Below are 20736 nucleotides of genomic sequence, written 5' to 3' on the forward strand. Positions count from 1 at the left end.
TGGTACTACTCCTCCAGACCGCGGCCCTTGGCTTTTTTCAACTCGTCTTCGTCCGGCACCTTGTCGGTGAAGTAACCGGCCGCCTTCTTGGCGTCCATCTCCACCCTGGCATCGGCCGGGATCAGTTCGTCCGGGATCGGCACGCGCTCGACCACCTGGATGCCGCTGGACACTATAGGCTCGAACTTCATGTTGCTCATCGAAACCAGCCGGTCGATGCGGCTGATGCCGAGCCAGTGCAGGATGTCGGGCATCAACTCCTGGAAGCGCATGTCCTGCACGCCGGCGACGCATTCGGTGCGCTGGAAATAGGTTTCGGCGCGGTCGCCCATCTCCTGCCGCTTGCGTGCGTTGTAGACTAAGAACTTGGTCACTTCGCCGAGTGCGCGGCCTTCCTTGCGGTTATAGACGATCACGCCCACGCCGCCCTGCTGGGCCTCTTCGATGCAGACCTCGATCCCGTGCGCCAGATATGGCCGGCAGGTGCAGATATCCGAGCCGAACACATCCGAGCCGTTGCATTCGTCGTGGATGCGGCAGGCGATCTTGGTCTGAGGCTTGCCCAGTTTGGCGACGTCGCCGAACAGATAGACAGTCATGCCGCCGATGGGTGGCAGGAAGACCTTCAGGTCGCCGCGCGTCACCAGTTCGGGGAACATACCGCCGGTCTGCTCGAACAGGCCACGTCGCAGTTCGGTCTCGCTGATCTTGAAACGCCTGGCCACGCCGGGCAGATACCAGACCGGCTCGACCGCCACCTTGGTCACCTTCACATCGCCATTGGCGGCAAGGATGTTGCCATCGGGCTTGATGCGACCAGCGCGCACGGCATCGTGCAGCTCGGGCATGTTGATATGCGCCTTGGTCACGGCGATGGTCGGGCGGATGTCCCAGCCGGCATTGATCTGCGCGCCGAAAACCTGGCTGGTGATATGCCCCCAGGGATCGAGCGAGACGATCTTTTCCGGATCGGCCCATTGCGGGAACGGGCCGAGCGGCTCGGCCGGCGCGGTATTGGTCAGGTCGGGCTTGTGCTCGGCCTTGAGCTGGCCGGCCGCCACCGCGAGCGCGCGATAGAGCGAATAGGCACCGGAATGCGTGCCCACGGCATTCTTGCCACCGGGATTCTTCAGCGTCGCGACAATCGGTCCGCGCTGCTGCGGATCGGCGGCGCCCCATTCGATCGGCAGCGGCTTGGCACCGACATTGGTGCTCGGATGCGAAGTGAGAACGATCGACTTCGGCGCCGGCTTCTTCTCGTTTGGTAGATTGGGTGGGATATCGGAAATGTCACTCATGGTCTGTACCCAAAGCTAGGAGGGCCCGCCGTGCGCAGCGGCGCGGCGAGATTGGCGAATTCACACAGCAGCGGACGGGTGTCGCGCGGGTCGATGATCTCCTCGACCAGGAAGGCTTCCGCGGTGCGGAACGGCGATCGCACCTGGTTCAGGCGCGCCTCGATCTCTTTCAGCAACGCCTCACGGTCTTCCGCCTTGTCGAGGTCGGCGCGGTAGGCTGCCTCGATACCGCCTTCCAGCGGCAGGCTGCCCCAGTCGCCCGACGGCCAAGCATAACGATAGCGCAGCCGCGTGTGATTGGAATGGCCCGCACCGGCGACGCCGAAGGCCTTGCGCATGATGATCGAGCACCAGGGTACGGTGGCCTGATAAACCGCCGTGAGCGCGCGGGCGCCATGACGGATGGTGCCGCTCTGCTCGGCTTCCGGGCCGATCAGGAAACCCGGAATGTCGACGAAATGCACGACCGGCAGATGGAAGGTCTCAGCCAGATCGACAAAACGCGTGATCTTGTGCGCGGCATCCGCCGTCCAGCCGCCGCCATAGTGATAGGGATCGCTGGCCAGAATGACGACCGGCCAGCCATCCAGCCGCGCCAGCCCGGTGATCACCGAACGGCCATAGAGCCGCCCCATCTCCATGAAGCTGTCGGCATCCACTGTGGCATTGACGATGTCGCGGGTCTTGTACACACGGCGGCGGTCGCGCGGCACGATGGAAAGCAGCTTCTCCTCGCGGCGCTGCGGATCGTCCTGCGGTTCAATGCGCTGCGGCAGATCGTAGACCGATTGCGGCAGATAAGACAGGAAACGGCGCGCGGCGGCGAAGGCCTCTTCCTCGCTGGCCACCGCCAGATCGATGGCGCCGGCGCGCTCATGGATCTCGGTGCCGCCGAGTTCTTCCTTGGTCATCTCGACGCCGGTGCGCGCCACCACCGGCGGCCCGGCGATGAACATCTGCGAAATGCCCTCCACCATCACCGAGAAATGACTGCTGACCGTCCGCGCGGCACCAAGGCCGGCCACAGAGCCGAGCGCCAGTGCCACGACCGGCACGGTGGAGAGATTGGCGACGACATGCTCCCAGCCAGGCATCAGCGGAACGTAGGTCCGGCCTTCCATCTCGAGCGACTTGACCGAACCGCCCCCGCCGGTGCCGTCGACCAGACGCACCATCGGGATGCGCAGTTCGCGTGCCATCTGCTCGGCATGCACCTGCTTCTGCCAGATCGACGCATCCGCAGCCCCGCCGCGCACGGTAAAGTCGTCGCCGCCCACCACCATCGGGCGGCCGTCAATCCTGCCGCGGCCGAAAACGAAATTGGTCGGGCTGAACTCTTCCAGCTCGCCGGTGACGCCGTAGCGGCCGCGCCCGGCAATCGCACCGACCTCGTGGAAAGAGCCGGAATCGAGCAGCCGTTCGATGCGCTCACGCACCGTCAGCTTGCCACCGTCATGCTGGCGTTTGATCTTCTCGGCCCCGCCCATCTGGCGGGCCATCTCTTCACGTCGCCGCAACTCGGCGACTTCAGCTTCCCAGCTCATAAAACAGGCCTCGTTGGCACTGGAAAGCGATGGAGTGTAACGCCGCCCCCGGCGGTCCACAACGGCCTCGATGGCCCGATAGCGGCCCGCCGCCAAACCTTAACGCGCCATCCTTAATACGAGGGGGGAAAGCCTGCGCTTTTCGGTCGCAGCCGATTGATTTCTGCCGTCCCTGTCACAGCTGGCCCTCCTGCCACGTCTATGCAGCGAAACCCTCACAGGAGAGACTCATGCTCCCCCGACTGAACGACCATATCAAGCTGGCCCCCGAAGGCGTGAAGGCGATGATGGCCCTGGAAGCCAGCATCGCGAAAAGCGGCCTGGAAGAGAGCCTGCGCCATCTGGTGAAGCTGCGCGCCTCGCAGATCAACGGCTGCGCCTTCTGCATCCATATGCACACCACCGACGCCCGCAAGCATGGCGACAGTGAGATGCGCCTGTACATGCTGAACGCCTGGCGCGAGAGCCCGCTCTACAGCGACCGCGAACGCGCCGCCCTGGCCTGGACCGAGGCGCTGACCCTGGTGGCACAGACCGGTGCGCCGGATGCCGATTACGAACTGGTGAAAGCGCAGTTCTCGGATGCCGAGCAGGTGCAGCTCACCCTGCTGATCGGTGCGATCAATGTATGGAACCGACTGCAGGTCGGCTTCCGCGCCAGCCATCCGGTGAGTGAGAAGGACAAGCCGGCAGCGTAAGACCACCTTCTGCTGTCATCCGCGGACTTGATCCGCGGATCCCATTTAAAAATGGGATGCCCGGGTCAAGCCCGGGCATGACGACCTTAGTGGAACATTACACCCTTGCGATCGTCGCCAGTGCCGTGGCGACGATCTTCTCGGTGCCGTCCTTCACCGCATAGACATCGGCGCGCGTCACCACCTGGCGCCCGCCGGCCTTGATCACCTCGCCCACCGCCGTCAGTTCCTCGCCGATGGCCGGCGCCAGCAGATTGAGCTTGTATTCCGCCGTCACCACATCGCCTACGACAGACGCCGCCGCCCAGGCGCAGACCGTGTCGGCCATGTAGCCGACGATGGCCCCATGCGCGAAGCCATGGTGCTGCGTCATCTCCTTGCGGATCGCGGCCGAGATCTTCACCCGGCCGGGACCGAAATCGAGCAGCTTCGTCCCCACCCAGTTGGTGAAAGGACTGATCGCGATGGCCTGCTCCATCATCTCGCGGGAAAGCTGGCTCTTCGGAACGCTGTTGCTCATTTCAGTGCCCTTTGCAGTAGCTTGCCGATGCGGCGTAGCGACTCAGTGGAATGCTGGGTGCGCGACAGGATGATGGCACCTTCCAGCGAGGCCAGCGCCCAGAGTGCGAGATCGCTGGCCTCTCTGGCCGGCTTGCCATCGCGGCGCAACTTGTCGGCCAGCGCATCGACCGCCGACTGGTAGCCGCGCTGGCAGGCGAGCCGCAGCGGCTCGCTGAAGGCACCGGTCTCGACGGCCACGATGGTGAGCGGCGAGCCGTCGCGAAAGGCGGACTCCTCCAGCCAGATGGCGAACTGCATCGACAGCGCCTGCACCGCGTCGGCCGCCGAGCCGGTGCGTTCGATAGCCTCGTCCAGCGTGTGGCTGAAGCATTCGGCCGACCAGTCGACCGCAGCAGCCGCCAGCTGCTCCTTGCCCCTGGGAAAGAAGTGATAGAGCGAGCCCTTCGGCGCACCGCTTTTCTCGACAATCTCGTTCAGTCCCGTGGCCGCATACCCACGCCGCGACATCAGTTTCGCCGTCATGGCAACGAAGCGTTCGCGCGTGGTGGCCGGCTTTTTTACCGGAAGCAGAGTCGCAGTCTTACCCATGCGCGAAATTATATAGACTGGTCTAATGATAACAAGGACAAAGAAAAGGGGGCCAGACGGCCCCTATCCTTATTCGTCGTTCCCGCGAAAGCGGGAACCCAGTCTGACCTTTGTCTGGATCCCCGCCTTCGCGGGGATGACGATGGTTCCTTTAGAAACTGCCCGGATAATTGCCGCCGTCCAGCAGCACGTTCTGGCCGGTGAAATACGCTGCCTGCGCCGAACAGAGGAAGGCGCAGACCTGGCCGAACTCTTCCGCCGTGCCGAAACGACCGGCCGGAATGGTGGTCGCCTGCTTGACGATCTCGGCTTCCAGCTCGTCGCCCTGCTTCTTGCTGGCAGCGCCGATGGTCTGCTTCAGCCGGTCGGTCAGGAAACGGCCCGGCAGCAGATTGTTGATGGTGATGCCATCCTTCGCCACCTGACGCGACATGCCGGCCATGAAGCCATGCAGGCCCGAGCGCGCGCCGTTCGACAGGCCGAGCACTGGGATCGGCGCCTTCACGGCGCTGGAGGTGATATTGACGATGCGGCCGAACTTGCGTGCCGCCATCTTGTCGACCACCGCCTTGGCCAGCAGGATCGGCGTGATCATGTTGCCATCCACCGCCTTGATCCAGTGCTCGCGGTCCCAGTCGCGGAAATCGCCCGGCGGCGGACCACCCGCGTTGTTGATCAGGATGTCGATTTCGCCGGCAGCATTCAGCGCCTCGTTACGACCGGCTTCGGTGGTAATGTCGCCGGCGACCATCTTCACCGTCACGCCTGGCGCGGCCTCGCGGATCTTCTTCGCGGCGGCTTCCAGCGTCTCGGCACCGCGCGCGGTAATCGTCACGTTGACGCCCTCTTTCGCCAGTGCCAGCGCGCAGCCCAAACCGAGGCCTTTGCTCGCAGCGCAGACCAATGCGTTGCGACCCTTGATGCCGAAATCCATCGTCTCACTCCCTTGTAAAATTCAGCGCTCAACACATAGCGCCATCAGGCAGGCTGTTCCAGCTATTCGGCTGCCGCGGGCTTGCGTGCCACGCCCCACTCGGCCAGCGCCTGCTCGCCGCCTTCGCCGCGCGTGGGCGGCTTGCGGGCGATGCTGCCCGGCGTGCGCGAGAAGCGCGGTGCAGGTGCCGGCTGCACCACACCATCGGGCGATGCGAAAGTCCCGCGCGCCGCCATATGCGGATGCCGCGGCGCTTCGTCGAGGCCCAGCACCGGCGCGAAGCAGATGTCGCTGCCCTCCATGATCGCACACCACTCGTCGCGGCTTTTGGTGCGGAAGGCCGCAGCGATGGCGGCGCGCAGGGACGGCCAGTGCCTCCGGTCATGCTGCTTGGGCAGGATGGCGGGATCAATGCCGAGCTTTTCAATCAGCTCGGCATAGAATTTTCCTTCGATGGAGCCGATGGCAACATGCCCGCCATCGCGGCATTCGTAGGTATCGTACCATGGCGCGCCGCTGTCGAGCATATTCGCGCCGCGCTGATCGCTCCACATGCCGGCACCCTTCAGACCGTAGAACAGCGTCATCAGCGAGGCTGCACCATCCACCATGGCCGCGTCGATCACCTGACCCTTGCCGGACTGCTGGCGCTCATAAAGCGCTGCGAGAATGCCCATGGCGAGATAGAGCGAACCGCCGCCGAAATCACCCACGAGATTGAGCGGCGGCACCGGTTTGCCGTCCTTGCGCCCAATGGCATGCAGCGCGCCGGTCAGCGCGATGTAGTTGATGTCGTGCCCGGCCGCCATCGCCATCGGGCCTTCCTGGCCCCAGCCGGTCATGCGGCCGTAAACCAGTTTCGGATTCTTTGCCAGCGCGGCATCGGGGCCGAGACCCAGCCGCTCCATCACGCCGGGGCGGAAGCCTTCGATCACCACATCGGCCTTGGCCATCAGGTCGAGCACCAGCGCAATCGCCTGCGGATCCTTCAGGTCGAGCGCCAGGGAGCGCTTGCCACGGCCGAGCAGTTCGTATTTCGGCTCGACCGGCAGGCCGAGGTCAACCTCACCCATGCGGTCGAGGCGCAGCACATCGGCGCCCAGATCGGCCAGCAGCATGCCGCAGAACGGCACCGGACCGATGGCCGGCATCTCGATGACTTTCAGGCCAGAGAGAGGGCCCTGACTGCTCCCGGTCATTTCTTTTCCTTCGGCTTCCATTCATTCACCGGCAGGCCGGCCTTCTTCCATTCGGCAAGGCCGCCATGGATATGCGCGATCTTTTCCAGCCCCATATCCTGCGCCGTCTTGGTGGCGAGCGCCGAGCGCAGGCCTCCGGCGCAATAGAAAATGAAACGCTTGTCCTCGGCGAAGACCGGCTTGTGATACGGGCTTTCCGGATCGATCCAGAATTCCAGCATGCCGCGCGTGGCGTGGAAGGCGCCCGGAATCATGCCATCGCGTTCCAGTTCGCGCGGGTCGCGGATGTCGACAAACACCACATCCGGCTTGTTCAGGTGCTCAATCGCCTGTTCAGGTGTGAGCGTGACGATGGCCTGCATGGCTTCGTCAAGCATGGCCTTGTAGCCCTTGCGCATCATATTCCTCCGCTTTGTCGTGCGGAGCAGTATAGGTCAGTCGCCGAAACCGAGCCAAGAGCGGTCGACACGCGGCAACGGCGGCGCCAGCCGCAACTGCCAGATCCAGCCGGCTTCCGTTACGGCATCGCGCACTGCAACCAGCAGCGCATCATCGCCATCGATCAGCAGCGTATTGTTGTGCCAGCGTTTTGGCGGTGGCGGTGCAGCGCCCAGCCGCTCGGCCTCGCCGCTGCGGCCGACCAGCGGCAATGCCGTGACGATGCCGCTTTCGCGGTCGAAGGTAAGATCGAAGCCGGTGAGCCAGTCACGCCCGGCCAGCAGGCCGAGATCGCGCTGGCGCAGATCCTCGCCATGCCCGGAAATCATCATGCCGCCCGGCCGCAGGGCGACGGCAACACGCTGACCGCCGGCATCCAGTGCCGAGAGCCGCATGCGCAACTCGGCCGTGGCGATCGGAGCATGCGCTGCCTCGCGTCGTGCTGCTGTTTCTATGAAATGCCCGGCTCCCGCCAGCAGCAGCCCAAGCCAGACCAGCATTGCCGCACCATGACCGGCGCGGCTGTGCACCAGGCGCAGCGGACCGGGAAAGCGGCGCGCACGCAATGCAGGGACGGCATGGCGACGGCGCGCCAGCGCGGCACTGTCCGGCCCATAGAAAGCAAACAGCGTATCGCCGATCACCAGCCACTGGCCGCGCGCATAGCCCTTCTTCTCGCTGCTGGCCTCGGTCTGGAACGACACGCCGGCATCGGCATATTCGACACCGGCAGAGGCAAAACTGCCAAAACGCTGCTCGGCTGCGGCTGCGGCGGCCTCTGAGCTGCGAAAGCGCACGGCGATGCAGGCAGTGCCGTCATGGAAACGCGCCAACTCGGCGGCCTGCGCCTCGGGGAACAGCGGACGCAGGTCGCGATACTCGCTGGCATGCCGGCCAAACACCGCCCAGGAATTCATATAGCCGCCATAGCGGGTGGCGAGCGCGATACTGTCGATGCGCAGCCGCGACGCCGCCCAGCGGTCGAGCAGCGCATAGAATCCGGCTGGCAGGACGATGCCGCCGACCAGCAACAGCAGCAAGGCGAACCAGGGGCCATCGACGGCCCAGTCGATCCGCGACCAGTCGAACCGGTCGGCCACCGCTGCCCAAGCTTCGCTCATACCGCCTGTTTGCCTGTAAATCCGTTTCCAAACAAGGGGATAGTGTATTGCACGGGTATTAACTGAATCTTTCCCCTCTCCCGCTATAGGATAATCCTGTCCCAATCAGGTTTGCGTCACCCATGGCTCCTGTTTCGCCGTTCCGCCCTGCCGCCCATTCCGCCACCGATAGCTACCGTGTCGGCGGCCATCAGGTGAGCTACGAACTGCTCAGCACGCTCAAGCAGGCCAGCAGCCGCACCGGCGTGGACTTTGCCTATCTCGTCGCCCAGGCCGGACAGGAAAGCGGCTTCAAGGCCGATGCCCAGGCCAAGAGCAGTTCGGCGCGCGGCCTGTTCCAGTTCATCGACAGCACCTGGCTGGAAACCGTGCGCGATCACGGCGCCAGGCATGGCCTGGCCGATTTTGCGCAGAAGATCACCACCGGCAGCGACGGCCGGCCGCACGTGAACGATCCGGACGCGCGCCGCGAGATTCTGGCCCTGCGCGACGATCCGCGCATCGCCTCGGCCATGGCGGCCGAATATGCCCGCAGCAACCAGCAGGTTCTGGCCCGCGAATTCGGCGTCGATGTGAAAAAGGTCGACCTCTATCTCGGCCATTTTCTGGGCCCCGGCGGCGCCACCAAATTCCTCGGTGCGCTGAAGGAAAACCCGACCCAGAGCGCCGCTGCGCTGCTGCCCGACGCAGCATCCGCCAACAAGGGCGTGTTCTATGGCACCGACGGCAATCCGCGCACGCTGGGCGAGATCTACGCCTTCTTCAATGCCAAGCTGGACAGCAGGTCGCAGGGCCTGGAGACCGTGCCGCTGGACGGCCAGTCTTCAGCACTGGCTGCCAATGCGCCTTATGGCAATTCCGCCGTGCAGGCGCAGCTGGACGAGCAGCGCCGCCTCGTCGACCAGAGTATGAAAATGATGGCGATGGAAATGCTGCAAAAGATCATGCTGGGCAACAAGAACCGCATGATGGGGCTGGGCAGCCCCAAGAGCAGCTTCGACAGCAGCGAGAGCTGACACCCGCCTCAAACTACTTTCGTCAGCACCGGCTTGCCGGCGAACCAGGCTTCCAGGTTTTTCAGCATCAGATCGCCCATCGCCTGGCGCGTTTCATGCGTGCCTGAACCGACATGCGGCGCCAGCGCCACCGTGTTGAGCGACCACAGCGCCTCCGGCACATTCGGTTCGTCGGCAAACACATCGAGCCCCGCACCGGCGATCTTCTTCTCCACCAGCGCCTTCACCAGCGCCGGTTCCTCCACCACGCTGCCGCGTGCGATATTGACGATATAACCATCGGCGCCCAGCGCATCGATCACCGCGGCATTCACCAGCTGGTTGGTTTCCTTGCCGCCCGGGCAGGAGATCATAAGAATGTCGACATCCTTCGCCATGGCGACGAGGTTGTCGTAGTAGCGCCAGGACAGTTCCGCCTTCTTGCGCGGACCGAAATAGGCGATCTGCAGGCCGAAGGCTTCGGCGCGTTTTGCGATCGCCTGGCCGATGCGGCCGGCGCCGACGATGCCCATGATGCGGCCGCCCAGCTTGTCGGTGAGCGGGAACTTGTCCTTCGGCCAGCGNNGGCGTATTGGTGACGGTGACGCCGCGCTCCCTGGCGCAGCCGATGTCGATGGAATCATAGCCGACACCGAAGCTGGAGATCACTTCGAGCTTGGGCAGTGCCTCGATCAGCTCGCGGCTCGCGCCCGCGCCGCCCGAGGTGGCCATGCCGCGCACGCGCGGCGCGATCTCCTTCAGCAAAGCCGCCTTATCCTTGGCTTCCCACAGCTTGTGCACGGTGTAGCTGCCGTCCAGCACCTTCTGGATGGCCGGCGGCATGGCGGTGGTCTGCAGGATTTCGGCGGCCATCGGGCTTTCCTCCAACTGATATATGAGTTGGCAGGAACCCTAGCGGGGGGATACCGCCACCCGCAAGCCGCAGAACCATTGGACCAAATGGCCCGGCCACGGCCGGCCCTGCGCCACTTTCCCGGGCCCGGCAATCTGCCGATCCCCGACAAGATCGGCGCGCGCGAGGATATCGTTTCCGCCTCTACGGTTCGAAGCTGGTCGGGCTGTTCGGCTTCGATCTTACTGATCGCATATCAGGTGGTATCGCTGCCGCTGATATCAGCTCGCCATCTCTCTGTTGGGGCCAGTTCCGCCCCACTCGAGGCCAGTTCCGTCCTGTTCAAGGCCAGTTCCATCCCGTTTCGTCCTGTTTCGTCCCGTTCTGTCCCGTTGAATCCCGCATAACTTCTTGCGAATATGCGCAAGGCATTGATTTTCTTATCTACGATATCCAACAGCAGCAGGTATCGGCGTTGAATGAACTTCGATGCGCATACTCATGTATGCGAACACTTGTTCTCATATTAGGAATATTAGCATTTTTCCAGGCGAAAAACAAGATTGATGCGACGCCGCAATCCGTCGGCAGGATTGCGGACCCCTGCCGTGCTGCATGCAGACCCTGGCCGTGCAGTTCCCGCCTAATTCCCCAAACCATGACCGAGCAGGCGCACCAGATCGTAATGCCGCGCCACGCCGAGCTTGCGATACAGGTTGCGCCGGTGCACGCGGATGGTGTTGACGCTGTTGCCCAGCATTTGCGCCACCCGCTTGACCGGATGTCCTGCNNGGCCAAATCGGCGTCGACGCCGCTCTCTGCCACCGGCTCGCTGAAAATCTGGATCGCCAGTTCCACGCCATCGCCGGCGAAATAGTATTTGCGCAGCGACAGCGGCATGATCTGCAGCCGGTAAGGCCGGCCGCCGGCCCGGCGCCGCACGAATACATTGGCGCCCGGCCGCGACAGGATCGGGCTGTTCAGCAGCGAGAACATCTCATGCTGCAGTTTCCGGTTGTCGTCGGCATCGACGGCGGCCAGCGACCCGCCCGCAAGCACCAGTCCGTCGTTGTCGCAGAGGATCGACGAGGCGATCTCATTCATCGACTGTACACGGCCGCTGCGGTCGAGCACGACCAGACCGACACCGCGCTCTGCCATCGAGGCATTGAAGAAATCGAGATGCCGGTCGCGCGCGATCATCGTGCCGCGCAGCTGGAACATGGTCTGGAGATGCGGAACCATATCGCTCAGGCCGGCAACGGCATCGTCATCGAACTCGCCGAAGCGGTCGCCGCGATTGAGTACGAAGTAATTGAAGCGGTCGCCGTCCTGGGCAAAGATTCCGGTGGCGAGATACTGATGGCCCGCCGGGCGCAGGAACTCGTTGATGAACTGGTCGCGGGCCTGGCGTTCGGGCGACAGCATGCTGCTGGATGTCAGCACGCGGCCGAGATTGCTTTTCAACATCATGATCGGACGGAACGGGCTGCGCACCGCATAGTATTCCGGCAGGCGCGGCGCCTCTTCGGATTCATTGGCGCAGCCGGAAACGCGCAGGCCATCGCGGCGCGACGGGCCCTCCATGGTCGCAATCGTGGCGAGGCTCGCATTGTAGGCAAGCGCAAACTCGCTCAGAAACGGCGCCAAATTCTGGTCATCGGCCGCCGCGAGATACAGTCTCTGCAGCAACGTCGATGAGTTAATCGCGGAATATGACATTCAGCTTCCCCGCGGACGTCAAATTGCGCGCAGTCAATGCGCGACTGTTCGTACAAACTCAAGTTCAGAATTGAGACCGTGCAATTTTACTCGCTCTGCGCGAGGAGGCACAGTTCTATAGCTTGCCGTACGGGTCGCAAGAGGGAAGCTGGCGCCCGCACACAAGGCAACTATCTGGATGAATGATTTGTGATCAGGCAGCTTTCGCGGCTGACGTAACGGAAGCCCGCGGCACCGGATGTTCCAGCGGCACCAGATTCCGCAAAAATTGGTCCGTACACGCATCCCAGGAATACTGCAGCGCGAGGTCGCGGCAGGCTTCCGGTGACTTGCCCAGCGCACCCCTGATCGCAACCTCCAGGTCGTCGTCGAGCGCACCGACTTCGGGATGCGGCCCGATGATGTCGATCGGTCCGGTGACGGGATAGGCCGCGACCGGCACGCCGGAGGCCAGCGCCTCGATCACCACCAGACCGAAAGTGTCGGTCAGGCTGGGGAAGACGAAGACATCGGCGGCCGAGAAATAGCTGGCGAGATGCCCGTTCTCCAGATAGCCGGCGAACACCGCTTCGGGATATTTCGCGCGATAGCCTTCCAGATCGGGGCCGATGCCGACCACCAGCTTGGTGCCATCCAGTTTGAGTTTGAGGAAGGCCTCGACATTCTTGTCGACCACGACGCGGCCGGCATAGAGGTAGATCGGGCGCGGCAGGTCGAGGATGTCTTTCCGACGTGGCTTGAAGCGTTCGACATCGACGCCGCGCGACCAGATGCGCAAATTCTTGAATCCGCGGTCGGTCAGGCTCTGCGCCAGGCTGTCGGTCGCCACCATCATGCCGGCACCGCCATTGTGGAACCAGCGCATGAAGGCGTAGCTCCAGCTGAGCGGAATGCCGGTCCGCTCCTGCACGTATTCGGGAAATTTGGTGTGGTAGGCGGTGGTGAAGATCAGGTCGTAGCGCTTGCAGTATTTGCGCGCCGCCATCCCGAGCGGCCCCTCGGTGGCGATATGGATCGCATCCGGTGCGAAGGCTTGGATCAGTTTCACCAGCTTGCGATAAGGCAGGATCGACAGTTCGATCTCGGGATAGGTCGGGCATGGTACGCGGCGGAACTCGCCGGGACCGATCACCTCGACCACATTATCGCGCTTTTCCAGCACCTCGCGGGTCTTGGTCAGCGTCCGCACCACGCCGTTGACCTGCGGATGCCAGGCATCCGAGACGATCAGAATACGCATGCCATTCTTTCTCCCCCTCGCACCAGGTCGCCAGGCAACTGGGCCGTATGACCGGGCTGAATCACCGATTCCCTATTTCATCGCGATTCGGTGACAGCACGATGAAAGGCTGGGGATAAGTCGGAGACAGCGGTGAAGCCTTGATGACAATCCGCAAAGGGTTACCGGCGGAATGGATCGGAATCCCGGCGTTGCCCGGCCATGGACGGATTGTCATAATCCGGCAACCGAAACCGGAGCCGCTGTATTATGAGCCTGTCTCGCCTGCCCCTCCTCGCCGCCCTGCTGGCCGTCATGTCCTTTAGCGCCAGCATTCACGAAGCCCGGGCCCAGGAGAAGGTCGTCAACGTCTACAATTGGTCGGACTATGTCGATCCGCAGGTGCTGAAGGATTTCGAGACCGAGACCGGCATCAAGGTGCGCTACGACGTCTATGACAGTAACGACACGCTGGAGGCCAAACTGCTGGCTGGCAAAAGCGGCTATGACGTCGTGGTGCCGACGCAGTACTACATGGCGCGTCAGGTGCAGGCGAAGCTGCTGCGTCCCCTCGACAAGACGAAGATCCCCAACCTGTCCAGACTCGATGTGGCGCAGATGGAGCGTCTGGCCAAATACGATGCCGGCAACCGGCATGCCGCGATCTATCTCTGGGGCACCAGCGGCATCGGGCTGAACCCCGACAAGATCAGGCAGCGTATGCCCAACCCGCCCTCCTATTCGTTACGCATGCTGTTCGATCCCGAAGTGGTGTCGAAATTCGCCGATTGCGGCGTGGTGATGCTGGATGCACCAGATGAGATCCTGCCCGCCGCGCTGAAGTATCTTGGCCTCGATCCGAACGCGAAAGACGCCGCCAGCATCAGTAAGGCCGAAGCCGTGCTGATGAAAGTGCGGCCCTATATCCGCAAGTTCCATTCTTCGCAGTACATCAACGATCTGGCCAACGGCGACGCCTGTCTCGCCTACGGTTTCTCGGGCGACATCCTGCAGGCGCGCACCCGCGCCGAAGAGGCCAAGAAGGGCGTGCGCGTGCAGTATCTGCTGCCAAAGGAGGGCGCGCAGCAGTGGTTCGACGTGATGGTGATCCCGGCCGATGCGCCGAATCCCGACAACGCCCATGCCTTCATCAACTATGTGCTGCAGCCCAAGACAATGGCGAAGATCACCAATGCCGTGCAGTACCCGAACGCCATTCCTGACTCGCTGCCGCTGGTGTCAAAAGAGGCCACGGCCGACAAGGACGTATTCCCGCCAGCCGAGGCGCTGAAAAACCTCTATACCGTCGTGCCGTCGACACAGGCGGAACAGCGCACGATCAGCCGCACCTGGACCCGTATCAAGGGCGGCAACTAGGGTGCCCCTGCTCCAGCTTGCCGGTGTCTGTAAATCCTACGGCGCCGAACCTGTGGTCAACACTCTCGACCTGAGTGTCGAGAACGGCGAATCGATTGTTCTGCTCGGTCCTTCGGGCTGCGGCAAATCCACCCTGTTGCGCATGATTGCCGGACTGGAGACGCCGGACAGCGGCCATATCCTGCTGGATGGCCGCGACATCACGGCTTTGCCGCCGCATCAGCGACCGGTCAACATGATGTTCCAGTCCTATGCGCTGTTTCCACATTTGAATGTCCGCGACAACATCGCCTTCGGCCTGCGCCGCGAGGGCCTGCCGGCCTCCGAAGTTTCCGCGCGCACGGCAGAGGTCATGGCGATGCTGGAGATCGCCAGTTTCGCCACACGCAAGCCGCATCAGTTGTCGGGCGGCCAGCAGCAGCGCGTCGCCCTCGCCCGCGCGCTGGTGAAGCGTCCGCGTATCCTGCTGCTGGATGAACCGCTTGGCGCGCTGGATAAACGCCTGCGCCAGCAGACCCAGGCCGAGTTGCGCAAACTCAACCGCCAGACCGGAATCGCCTTTGTTTTCGTCACCCATGACAACGACGAGGCCATGGCACTGGCCGACCGTATCGCAGTGATGGACCATGGCCGCTTCCGCCAGCTGGATGCACCGCGCCGGATCTATGACCGGCCGATCGACCGTTTCGTCGCCAGCCTGATGGCTGACACCAACCTGTTCAATGCAGCAGTGGAAAGCGGCAGCGGCGGTCTGGTCTCGGCGCGCAGCGGTATTCTGCGGCTGCATTACAGCGCCGATCCCGAACGCTCAACCCGCAATGGCCGGCAGGAACTGTCGCTGCGGCCGGAGCAGATCGAGATTTCGCGCGAACCGCTAGAAGCCGTGGCGAATGTCGCACCCAATATCGCAACGGGCACCATCACAGATATCGACTATATCGGCGACAAGACCGGAATTTCGGTCCGGCTGGATGACGGTCAGGTGCTGAAGGCCTCGCAGCTCAATGCGCTGCATGAACCGCTGCTCGAACTCGACCAGCAGGTCTGGCTCTGCTGGGACGCTGATGCGCTGGTGCCGCTGCGAGGTCAGGAGTGACGGCCCGCCGCCTTGGTCTTCTCTCTCTGCCGCTGCTGTGGACGGCGGTGTTCGTGATCGTGCCGCTGCTGCTGATCCTCAAGATCAGTTTCGCCGAGGCGCAGCTGGCACAACCGCCCTATACGCCGCTGTTTCAGGATGGCGCGCTGGCCGCCAGTCTGATCAATTACAGCCTGCTGCTGGAGGATGTGCTGTACCTGCGGGCCGTCAGCAACAGCCTGCTCTATGCCGGCCTTGCCACACTATGCTGTCTGATCATCGGCCTTGCCATCGCGCGTGCAGTGACGCAGGCGCCGCGCGGCTGGCAGCCGCTGCTGCTGACGCTGATCATCCTGCCGTTCTGGACCTCGTTCCTGATCCGCGTCTATGCCTGGATCGCGCTGCTGAAGCCGGAAGGCCTGATCAATGCCGCACTGCTCTGGCTCGGCGTGATCGACGCGCCGCTCATCATGGTCAATACCGGTTTCGGCGTCGTGCTGGGCATGACCTACAGCTACCTGCCGTTTGCCATCCTGCCGATCTATGCCAGCCTCGCCGGCCAATCGCCGCGCCTGACCGAAGCCGCCATCGACCTCGGCGCCACGCCGATCCGCGCCTTCTGGCTGGTCACCGTGCCGCTGGCGCGGCCGGGCATTCTCGCTGCCGGCCTGATGGTCTTCATCCCGATGGCGGGCGAGTTTGTCATCCCCGACCTGCTCGGTGGCTCGGCCACCATCATGCTGGGCCAGACGCTGTGGACCGAATTCTTCTCCAACCGCGACTGGCCGCTGGCCAGCGCGCTGGCAGTCGTGCTCACCCTGCTGCTGCTGGTGCCGGCGATGACCTTGCAGCGGCTGGAACTCGGCAAGGCGTCGCGATGAAGCTGAGTCGCGTCAATATCGCCACGCTGGCCTTCGGCCTCGCCTTCCTCTACCTGCCGATCCTGCTGGTAGTCGTTTTTTCCTTCAATGCTTCCAAGCTGGTCACGGTCTGGGGCGGCTTTTCGCTGCACTGGTATCGCGTGCTGTTTTCCAGTTCGGCCTATCTGGAAGCGGCTCTGCATTCGCTGCAGATCGGCGCCGCCGCCGCCACGCTGGCCACGCTGGTCGGCACGCTCGGCGCGCTGGCCTTCACCCGGCTCGGCCGTTTCCCCGGCAGGCAGGTGCTCGCCGGCCTGATGCTGGCGCCGATGGTGCTGCCCGAAGTGATCCTCGGCGTCGCCACCCTCCTGTTGTTCGTGTCGCTGGATATCGAACGCGGACTGCTGACGGTGATGTTCACCCATGCCACTTTGGGCGCCGCCTTCGTGCTGGTGATCGTGCAGGCCAAGCTGGTCGGCCTCGATCCGGATCTCGAAGCTGCCGCGCGCGACCTCGGTGCCGGACCGGTACGCGCCTTCCTGCTGGTCACCGTACCGGCTTTGCTGCCGGCGCTGGTCGCCGGCTGGCTGCTGGCCTTCACCCTGTCGCTGGACGACGTGGTGCTGGCCTCCTTCGTCAACGGACCCGGCGCCACGACCCTGCCGGTGCGGGTCTACTCGGCCGTGCGGCTGGGCGTCTCGCCCGAGATCAACGCAATTTCCACGCTGCTGATCGCGCTGGTCAGCGTCTTCGTCATCGCCGCCAGCCTGCTCTACAAGCGGACGATCGTTTCTAGGAATTGAGCGCGGCGTCGAAGCGCCGCCAGAATTCCGCCTCGTCGGCCGGCAGGCCGAACCGCATCCACTGCGGCTGAGTGTCGAACACGCGCACATGGATACCCTGCCCGCGCAGCGCAGCGGCAAAGCCGGCGGCATCGGTGATCTTGGCGAGCCGGAACAGTGAGGTGCCACCCAGCACATGGATACCGCGATCGCGCATCATCTGGTCGAAGCGGCGCGCGCGGGCGCGCAGGTCTTCGCGCATCCGTGCCTGCCAGTCGATATCCAGCAACGCGGCCGTGCCGATCTGCAATGCCGGGCCGCTGACCGCCCAGGGGCCGGCCGCGATACGGATCGCCTCGGTAACCATCCCGGGCCCCAGCACGAAACCCAGCCGCAACCCGGCGAGGCCAAAGAACTTGCCGAAGCTGCGCAGGATCACCAGGCCGGGCTTGCCGGCATCAATGCAAAGCGAGACTTCCGGCGCCACATCGGCAAAGGCCTCGTCCAGGATGAGCCAGCCGCCGCGCGCGGCGAGTTCGGCATGCCAGCGCCGCAGCAGTGGCAGACCCAACCCACGACCGTCCGGATTGTTCGGGTTCACTGCCAGCAGGATATCCAGCCCCTGCAGGCTGCCCGGCACACCGTCGATCTCGACCACGACATGCCCCATTGAGCGCCAGACATGCGCATGCTCGCCATAGGTCGGACCGAGAATGCCGATCCGCACCGGCACGCCATCGGGGCGCGCGAACAAGCGCGGCAGCAGCTGGATCGCCGCCTGCGTGCCGGGCACGGCGACGATGCCGGCCGCTTCTCCGCTGGGCGCGCCATAGGCCTGCCGCGCCGCCTGCAGCAGCGCATCCATGTCGTCCTGGCCGGGCAGCCGCGTCCATGAATCGGACGGCAGCTGCGGGATCGGCCATGCAAACGGATTGATGCCGGTGCTGAGATCGATCCAGTCGCCTGCGTAAGCCTGGCGCAGGGTGCTGAGATCGCCGCCATGTGACATGGCGTGCGTAGGTTGACCGGAAGCTACCGGAGCGCCCATGGTAGGGTCATCTGTCATCGGCGGCGATCTTACGGTGTACCCGGCTGCAATCAACCTCTGGATTCTTGTTGTCGCGCTTGGCCTCGAAGCCCTGCTCGGCTGGCCCGATGCACTGCATCGTGCAATCCGTCATCCGGTGGTGTGGATCGGCGCGCTGATCGGGCTGCTGGAACGCCATCTCAACAATCCGGCCCGCTCCAACCTGCTGCGCCGCCTCGGCGGCATTGTCGCGCTGGTCGTGCTGCTGGTCGCGGTCTGGTATGTCGTCAGTGTGATCCGCACCGTCCTTCACAGCCTGCTGCCGGCCGATGCATGGATCCTCGAAGCCGTGCTCGCCGCCAGCCTGCTGGCCTCGCGCAATCTGTGGAACCATGTGATCGCCGTGGCGCGCGGCCTGGAGCGGGACGGCATCGACGGCGGTCGCGCGGCTGTGGCGATGATCGTCGGTCGCGACCCGGAAAGCCTGGATGAAGCTGGCGTCAGCCGTGCTGCCATCGAGAGCCTGGCTGAGAATTTCTCCGATGGTGTGGTGGCGCCTGCTTTCTGGCTCGCCATCGGCGGCCTGCCCGGCATCGCGCTCTACAAGGCGATCAACACTGCCGACAGCATGATCGGCCACAGATCCGACCGCTATCGTGCCTTCGGCTGGGCTGCCGCGCGGCTCGACGATCTGGTCAACCTGCCGGCCTCGCGGCTTTCGGCCCTGTTGTTGATCGTTGCCGCCGCGATCCTGCCCGGCGCCTCGGCAACCAACGCCTTTACCACCGTCGAACGCGATGCCGGCCGGCATCGTTCACCCAATGCCGGCTGGCCCGAAGCGGCGATGGCCGGCGCACTGGGGCTGAAACTGGCCGGGCCGCGCCGCTATGCCGAAGGTATGGTGGACGATCACTGGATGGGTGATGGCCGCAGCGATGCCTCAGCGGCCGATATCCGTCGCGCCCTCAGGCTTTATGCAATTGCCGGGCTGCTGCTGTTCGGCGCCACGCTGGCAGGCGCCCTTATCGCGCTGCTTTAATCAGGCCGTCAACGTCGAGATGCTGCTCGATGCCGGCCGCCAATGCATCCAGTGCGGTGTCCACGCCGGCCTCGTAATTGCGCACCGCCATGTTGCGGCCGGTAAGCTGCGACAGGTAAGCGGCCCGGAAAGCATCGCTGGCGAACAACCCGTGCAGATAACAGCCGGCGATGCGGTCATCGGCGGAGACCGCACCATCATGGTGGCCGGACAGGCGCAGCAACGGCCGCGCAGTATCTTCGCCCTGCGTGTCGCCGACATGCATTTCGTAGCCGCGCACCGCCTCGCCGGTGGAACGCTCGAAGCCATCGGTTTCAGTCAGCGTCTTGGCGCCGGCCAGCACGGTATCCACGGCGAGCAACCCCAGCCCCTCGACCGTTTCGGCTGCGCCTTCGACGCCCTGTGGATCGGCAATGCTGCGGCCCAGCATCTGGTAACCGCCGCAGATGCCGAGTACACGCCCACCGCGCCGCAGATGCGCGACCAGATCGACATCCCAGCCCTGTGCGCGCAGGAATTTTAAATCGGAGATCGTGGCCTTCGAGCCCGGCAGGATCACCAGCGCCGCCTCGGTGGGCAATGTCTGGCCCGGGGGTACGAAAACCAGGCGCACGCCCGGCTCCTGCTTGAGCGGATCGAAGTCGTCGAAATTGGCGATCTGCTTCAGCAGCGGCACGGCAATCACGATCTCGCCCGTCTCGGCCTGTGGATCATCCAGCACCACGGCGTCTTCCGCTGGTAGACGCGCCACTTCGGACAGGAAGGGCAGCACGCCGAAGCTTTGCCAGCCGGTGCGCTGCGTAATGATCTTCAGCCCGTCGTCGAACAGGCTGACATCGCCGCGGAACTTGTTGATCACATAGCCGACAATCATTGCCAGTTCTTCCGGCTCCAGCAGCACCGACGTTCCCACCAGCGAGGCGATCACACCGCCGCGGTTGATGTCGCCGACCAGCACGACCGGCACATCGGCGCGGGTGGCAAACCCCATATTGGCGATATCGTTGGCGCGCAGATTGACCTCGGCCGGCGAACCCGCGCCTTCGACGATGACGAAATCGGCATCTGCTTTCAGCCTGGCATAGCTCTCGGCCACGAAAGGCCAGAGTTCGGCCTTGCGGTTGAGATAGCTGCGCCCGTCGGCCTGCGCATAAACCTTGCCCTGCACCACGATCTGTGCAGTGCGGTCGCCCTGCGGCTTCAGCAGCACGGGGTTCATATGCACGCTGGCCGGCACGTTTGCTGCGCGGGCCTGCAAGGCCTGGGCACGGCCGATCTCGCCGCCATCCGCCGTGACGGCGGCATTGTTCGACATATTCTGCGGCTTGAAGGGCAGCACACGATGGCCACGCTTCACCAACGTGCGGATCACGCCGGCGCAGAGCACCGACTTGCCGACATCGGAGCCGGTGCCCTGGAACATCAGCGCGCGAGCTTGTTTCATC

General features: G+C 63.9%; 21 protein-coding genes and 1 pseudogene. 8 read left to right on the forward strand and 14 right to left on the reverse strand.

Annotated elements, in window-relative coordinates:
- Positions 1-5: 5 nt before the first annotated feature.
- Positions 6-1298 (reverse strand): GTP cyclohydrolase II, encoded by a 1293-nt coding sequence (locus CTR53_RS03190; RefSeq protein ID WP_290809350.1) that lies wholly within the window; start codon positions 1296-1298, stop codon positions 6-8.
- Positions 1295-2842 carry an acyl-CoA carboxylase subunit beta gene (locus CTR53_RS03195; RefSeq protein ID WP_290809351.1) on the reverse strand — a complete coding sequence of 516 codons (1548 nt, stop codon included), beginning with the start codon at positions 2840-2842 and terminating at the stop codon, positions 1295-1297. Before CTR53_RS03195 ends, CTR53_RS03190 begins: the two co-directional genes overlap by 4 nt.
- A gap of 230 nt (positions 2843-3072) precedes the next feature.
- Here CTR53_RS03195 and CTR53_RS03200 point away from each other — a divergent pair, with 230 nt between their 5' ends.
- Complete coding sequence (locus CTR53_RS03200) at positions 3073-3540, forward strand: carboxymuconolactone decarboxylase family protein (protein WP_290809352.1); 468 nt, start codon at positions 3073-3075, stop codon at positions 3538-3540.
- A 97-nt stretch (positions 3541-3637) separates the two neighbouring features.
- Here the strand turns inward: CTR53_RS03200 and CTR53_RS03205 are convergent, their stop codons facing one another.
- From CTR53_RS03205 to CTR53_RS03230, 6 genes are all read right to left on the reverse strand, one after another.
- Positions 3638-4060, reverse strand: coding sequence for a PaaI family thioesterase (locus tag CTR53_RS03205; RefSeq protein WP_290809353.1), 423 nt, complete (start codon positions 4058-4060; stop codon positions 3638-3640).
- On the reverse strand, positions 4057-4650 hold the full coding sequence (locus tag CTR53_RS03210; RefSeq protein ID WP_290809354.1) for a TetR/AcrR family transcriptional regulator: 594 nt from the start codon (positions 4648-4650) through the stop codon (positions 4057-4059). Before CTR53_RS03210 ends, CTR53_RS03205 begins: the two co-directional genes overlap by 4 nt.
- Positions 4651-4801: 151 nt before the next feature.
- Positions 4802-5584 (reverse strand): SDR family oxidoreductase, encoded by a 783-nt coding sequence (locus tag CTR53_RS03215; protein WP_290809355.1) that lies wholly within the window; start codon positions 5582-5584, stop codon positions 4802-4804.
- 62 nt (positions 5585-5646) lie between these two features.
- The gene (locus CTR53_RS03220) at positions 5647-6783 is read right to left on the reverse strand and encodes a CaiB/BaiF CoA-transferase family protein (RefSeq protein WP_290809356.1); all 1137 of its coding nucleotides are present in this window, start codon (positions 6781-6783) and stop codon (positions 5647-5649) included.
- On the reverse strand, positions 6780-7184 hold the full coding sequence (locus CTR53_RS03225; protein WP_290809357.1) for a rhodanese-like domain-containing protein: 405 nt from the start codon (positions 7182-7184) through the stop codon (positions 6780-6782). Before CTR53_RS03225 ends, CTR53_RS03220 begins: the two co-directional genes overlap by 4 nt.
- Positions 7185-7217: 33 nt before the next feature.
- On the reverse strand, positions 7218-8342 hold the full coding sequence (locus CTR53_RS03230; RefSeq protein WP_290809358.1) for a hypothetical protein: 1125 nt from the start codon (positions 8340-8342) through the stop codon (positions 7218-7220).
- Positions 8343-8464: 122 nt separating this feature from the next.
- Between CTR53_RS03230 and CTR53_RS03235 the strand changes: the two genes are divergently transcribed.
- On the forward strand, positions 8465-9358 hold the full coding sequence (locus CTR53_RS03235) for a transglycosylase SLT domain-containing protein (RefSeq protein ID WP_290809359.1): 894 nt from the start codon (positions 8465-8467) through the stop codon (positions 9356-9358).
- An 8-nt stretch (positions 9359-9366) separates the two neighbouring features.
- On the opposite strand, the gene CTR53_RS03240 is transcribed toward CTR53_RS03235, so the two are convergent.
- The 3 genes and pseudogenes from CTR53_RS03240 to CTR53_RS21180 all read right to left on the reverse strand — a co-directional run bounded on the left by CTR53_RS03240 (position 9367) and on the right by CTR53_RS21180 (position 10950).
- Positions 9367-9870 (reverse strand): NAD(P)-dependent oxidoreductase, encoded by a 504-nt coding sequence (locus tag CTR53_RS03240; protein ID WP_290809360.1) that lies wholly within the window; start codon positions 9868-9870, stop codon positions 9367-9369.
- A 106-nt stretch (positions 9871-9976) separates the two neighbouring features.
- A pseudogene (locus CTR53_RS03245) lies at positions 9977-10210 on the reverse strand (2-hydroxyacid dehydrogenase); the annotation flags it as partial.
- A 623-nt stretch (positions 10211-10833) separates the two neighbouring features.
- A complete protein-coding gene (locus tag CTR53_RS21180; protein ID WP_367158936.1) occupies positions 10834-10950 on the reverse strand; it encodes a LuxR C-terminal-related transcriptional regulator in 117 nt (38 codons plus the stop codon).
- A gap of 239 nt (positions 10951-11189) precedes the next feature.
- Here CTR53_RS21180 and CTR53_RS21185 point away from each other — a divergent pair, with 239 nt between their 5' ends.
- On the forward strand, positions 11190-11891 hold the full coding sequence (locus tag CTR53_RS21185; RefSeq protein WP_367158937.1) for a hypothetical protein: 702 nt from the start codon (positions 11190-11192) through the stop codon (positions 11889-11891).
- 214 nt (positions 11892-12105) lie between these two features.
- Here the strand turns inward: CTR53_RS21185 and CTR53_RS03250 are convergent, their stop codons facing one another.
- On the reverse strand, positions 12106-13152 hold the full coding sequence (locus tag CTR53_RS03250; protein ID WP_290809361.1) for a glycosyltransferase family 1 protein: 1047 nt from the start codon (positions 13150-13152) through the stop codon (positions 12106-12108).
- A gap of 249 nt (positions 13153-13401) precedes the next feature.
- On the opposite strand from CTR53_RS03250, the gene CTR53_RS03255 reads away from it, so the two are divergent.
- Genes CTR53_RS03255 through CTR53_RS03270 form a run of 4 tightly spaced genes read left to right on the forward strand, consistent with a single transcriptional unit; the run spans position 13402 to position 17246 of the window.
- Entirely contained in the window at positions 13402-14508 is a 1107-nt protein-coding gene (locus CTR53_RS03255) for a polyamine ABC transporter substrate-binding protein (protein ID WP_290809362.1), read from the forward strand.
- A gap of 1 nt (position 14509) precedes the next feature.
- Positions 14510-15604 carry an ABC transporter ATP-binding protein gene (locus tag CTR53_RS03260; RefSeq protein WP_290809363.1) on the forward strand — a complete coding sequence of 365 codons (1095 nt, stop codon included), beginning with the start codon at positions 14510-14512 and terminating at the stop codon, positions 15602-15604.
- Complete coding sequence (locus tag CTR53_RS03265; RefSeq protein ID WP_290809364.1) at positions 15601-16464, forward strand: ABC transporter permease; 864 nt, start codon at positions 15601-15603, stop codon at positions 16462-16464. Before CTR53_RS03260 ends, CTR53_RS03265 begins: the two co-directional genes overlap by 4 nt.
- The gene (locus CTR53_RS03270; protein ID WP_290809365.1) at positions 16461-17246 is read left to right on the forward strand and encodes an ABC transporter permease; all 786 of its coding nucleotides are present in this window, start codon (positions 16461-16463) and stop codon (positions 17244-17246) included. Before CTR53_RS03265 ends, CTR53_RS03270 begins: the two co-directional genes overlap by 4 nt.
- Here CTR53_RS03270 and cobD read toward each other — a convergent pair.
- On the reverse strand, positions 17236-18291 hold the full coding sequence (gene cobD, locus CTR53_RS03275; protein ID WP_290809366.1) for a threonine-phosphate decarboxylase CobD: 1056 nt from the start codon (positions 18289-18291) through the stop codon (positions 17236-17238). The two genes, CTR53_RS03270 and cobD, sit on opposite strands and share 11 nt — an antisense overlap.
- On the opposite strand from cobD, the gene cbiB reads away from it, so the two are divergent.
- Positions 18272-19291: an adenosylcobinamide-phosphate synthase CbiB gene (gene cbiB / locus CTR53_RS03280; protein WP_290809367.1), complete on the forward strand. Its 1020-nt coding sequence runs from the start codon at positions 18272-18274 to the stop codon at positions 19289-19291. The genes cobD and cbiB overlap by 20 nt on opposite strands.
- Here the strand turns inward: cbiB and CTR53_RS03285 are convergent.
- Positions 19275-20735, reverse strand: coding sequence for a cobyric acid synthase (locus CTR53_RS03285; protein WP_290809368.1), 1461 nt, complete (start codon positions 20733-20735; stop codon positions 19275-19277). The two genes, cbiB and CTR53_RS03285, sit on opposite strands and share 17 nt — an antisense overlap.
- Position 20736: the final 1 nt, after the last annotated feature.

Origin of the sequence: Ferrovibrio sp. (assembly GCF_002796975.1) — a bacterium.
In the GTDB taxonomy this organism is placed as follows: Bacteria; Pseudomonadota; Alphaproteobacteria; order Ferrovibrionales; family Ferrovibrionaceae; genus Ferrovibrio.

Excerpts from the sequence above, each read along its gene's own strand:
- CTR53_RS21180 (WP_367158936.1), bottom strand. The coding sequence starts at position 10,950 with ATGCTGGGCAACAGCGTCAACACCATCCGCGTGCACCGGCGCAACCTG.
- CTR53_RS03210 (WP_290809354.1), bottom strand. The coding sequence starts at position 4,650 with ATGGGTAAGACTGCGACTCTGCTTCCGGTAAAAAAGCCGGCCACCACG.
- CTR53_RS03200 (WP_290809352.1), top strand. The coding sequence starts at position 3,073 with ATGCTCCCCCGACTGAACGACCATATCAAGCTGGCCCCCGAAGGCGTG.
- CTR53_RS03225 (WP_290809357.1), bottom strand. The coding sequence starts at position 7,184 with ATGATGCGCAAGGGCTACAAGGCCATGCTTGACGAAGCCATGCAGGCC.
- CTR53_RS03250 (WP_290809361.1), bottom strand. The coding sequence starts at position 13,152 with ATGCGTATTCTGATCGTCTCGGATGCCTGGCATCCGCAGGTCAACGGC.
- CTR53_RS03220 (WP_290809356.1), bottom strand. The coding sequence starts at position 6,783 with ATGACCGGGAGCAGTCAGGGCCCTCTCTCTGGCCTGAAAGTCATCGAG.
- CTR53_RS03285 (WP_290809368.1), bottom strand. The coding sequence starts at position 20,735 with ATGAAACAAGCTCGCGCGCTGATGTTCCAGGGCACCGGCTCCGATGTC.
- CTR53_RS03230 (WP_290809358.1), bottom strand. The coding sequence starts at position 8,342 with ATGAGCGAAGCTTGGGCAGCGGTGGCCGACCGGTTCGACTGGTCGCGG.
- CTR53_RS03270 (WP_290809365.1), top strand. The coding sequence starts at position 16,461 with ATGAAGCTGAGTCGCGTCAATATCGCCACGCTGGCCTTCGGCCTCGCC.
- CTR53_RS21185 (WP_367158937.1), top strand. The coding sequence starts at position 11,190 with ATGCTGCAGTTTCCGGTTGTCGTCGGCATCGACGGCGGCCAGCGACCC.
- CTR53_RS03235 (WP_290809359.1), top strand. The coding sequence starts at position 8,465 with ATGGCTCCTGTTTCGCCGTTCCGCCCTGCCGCCCATTCCGCCACCGAT.
- cobD (WP_290809366.1), bottom strand. The coding sequence starts at position 18,291 with ATGACAGATGACCCTACCATGGGCGCTCCGGTAGCTTCCGGTCAACCT.
- CTR53_RS03255 (WP_290809362.1), top strand. The coding sequence starts at position 13,402 with ATGAGCCTGTCTCGCCTGCCCCTCCTCGCCGCCCTGCTGGCCGTCATG.
- cbiB (WP_290809367.1), top strand. The coding sequence starts at position 18,272 with ATGGTAGGGTCATCTGTCATCGGCGGCGATCTTACGGTGTACCCGGCT.
- CTR53_RS03195 (WP_290809351.1), bottom strand. The coding sequence starts at position 2,842 with ATGAGCTGGGAAGCTGAAGTCGCCGAGTTGCGGCGACGTGAAGAGATG.
- CTR53_RS03215 (WP_290809355.1), bottom strand. The coding sequence starts at position 5,584 with ATGGATTTCGGCATCAAGGGTCGCAACGCATTGGTCTGCGCTGCGAGC.
- CTR53_RS03205 (WP_290809353.1), bottom strand. The coding sequence starts at position 4,060 with ATGAGCAACAGCGTTCCGAAGAGCCAGCTTTCCCGCGAGATGATGGAG.
- CTR53_RS03240 (WP_290809360.1), bottom strand. The coding sequence starts at position 9,870 with ATGGGCATCGTCGGCGCCGGCCGCATCGGCCAGGCGATCGCAAAACGC.
- CTR53_RS03190 (WP_290809350.1), bottom strand. The coding sequence starts at position 1,298 with ATGAGTGACATTTCCGATATCCCACCCAATCTACCAAACGAGAAGAAG.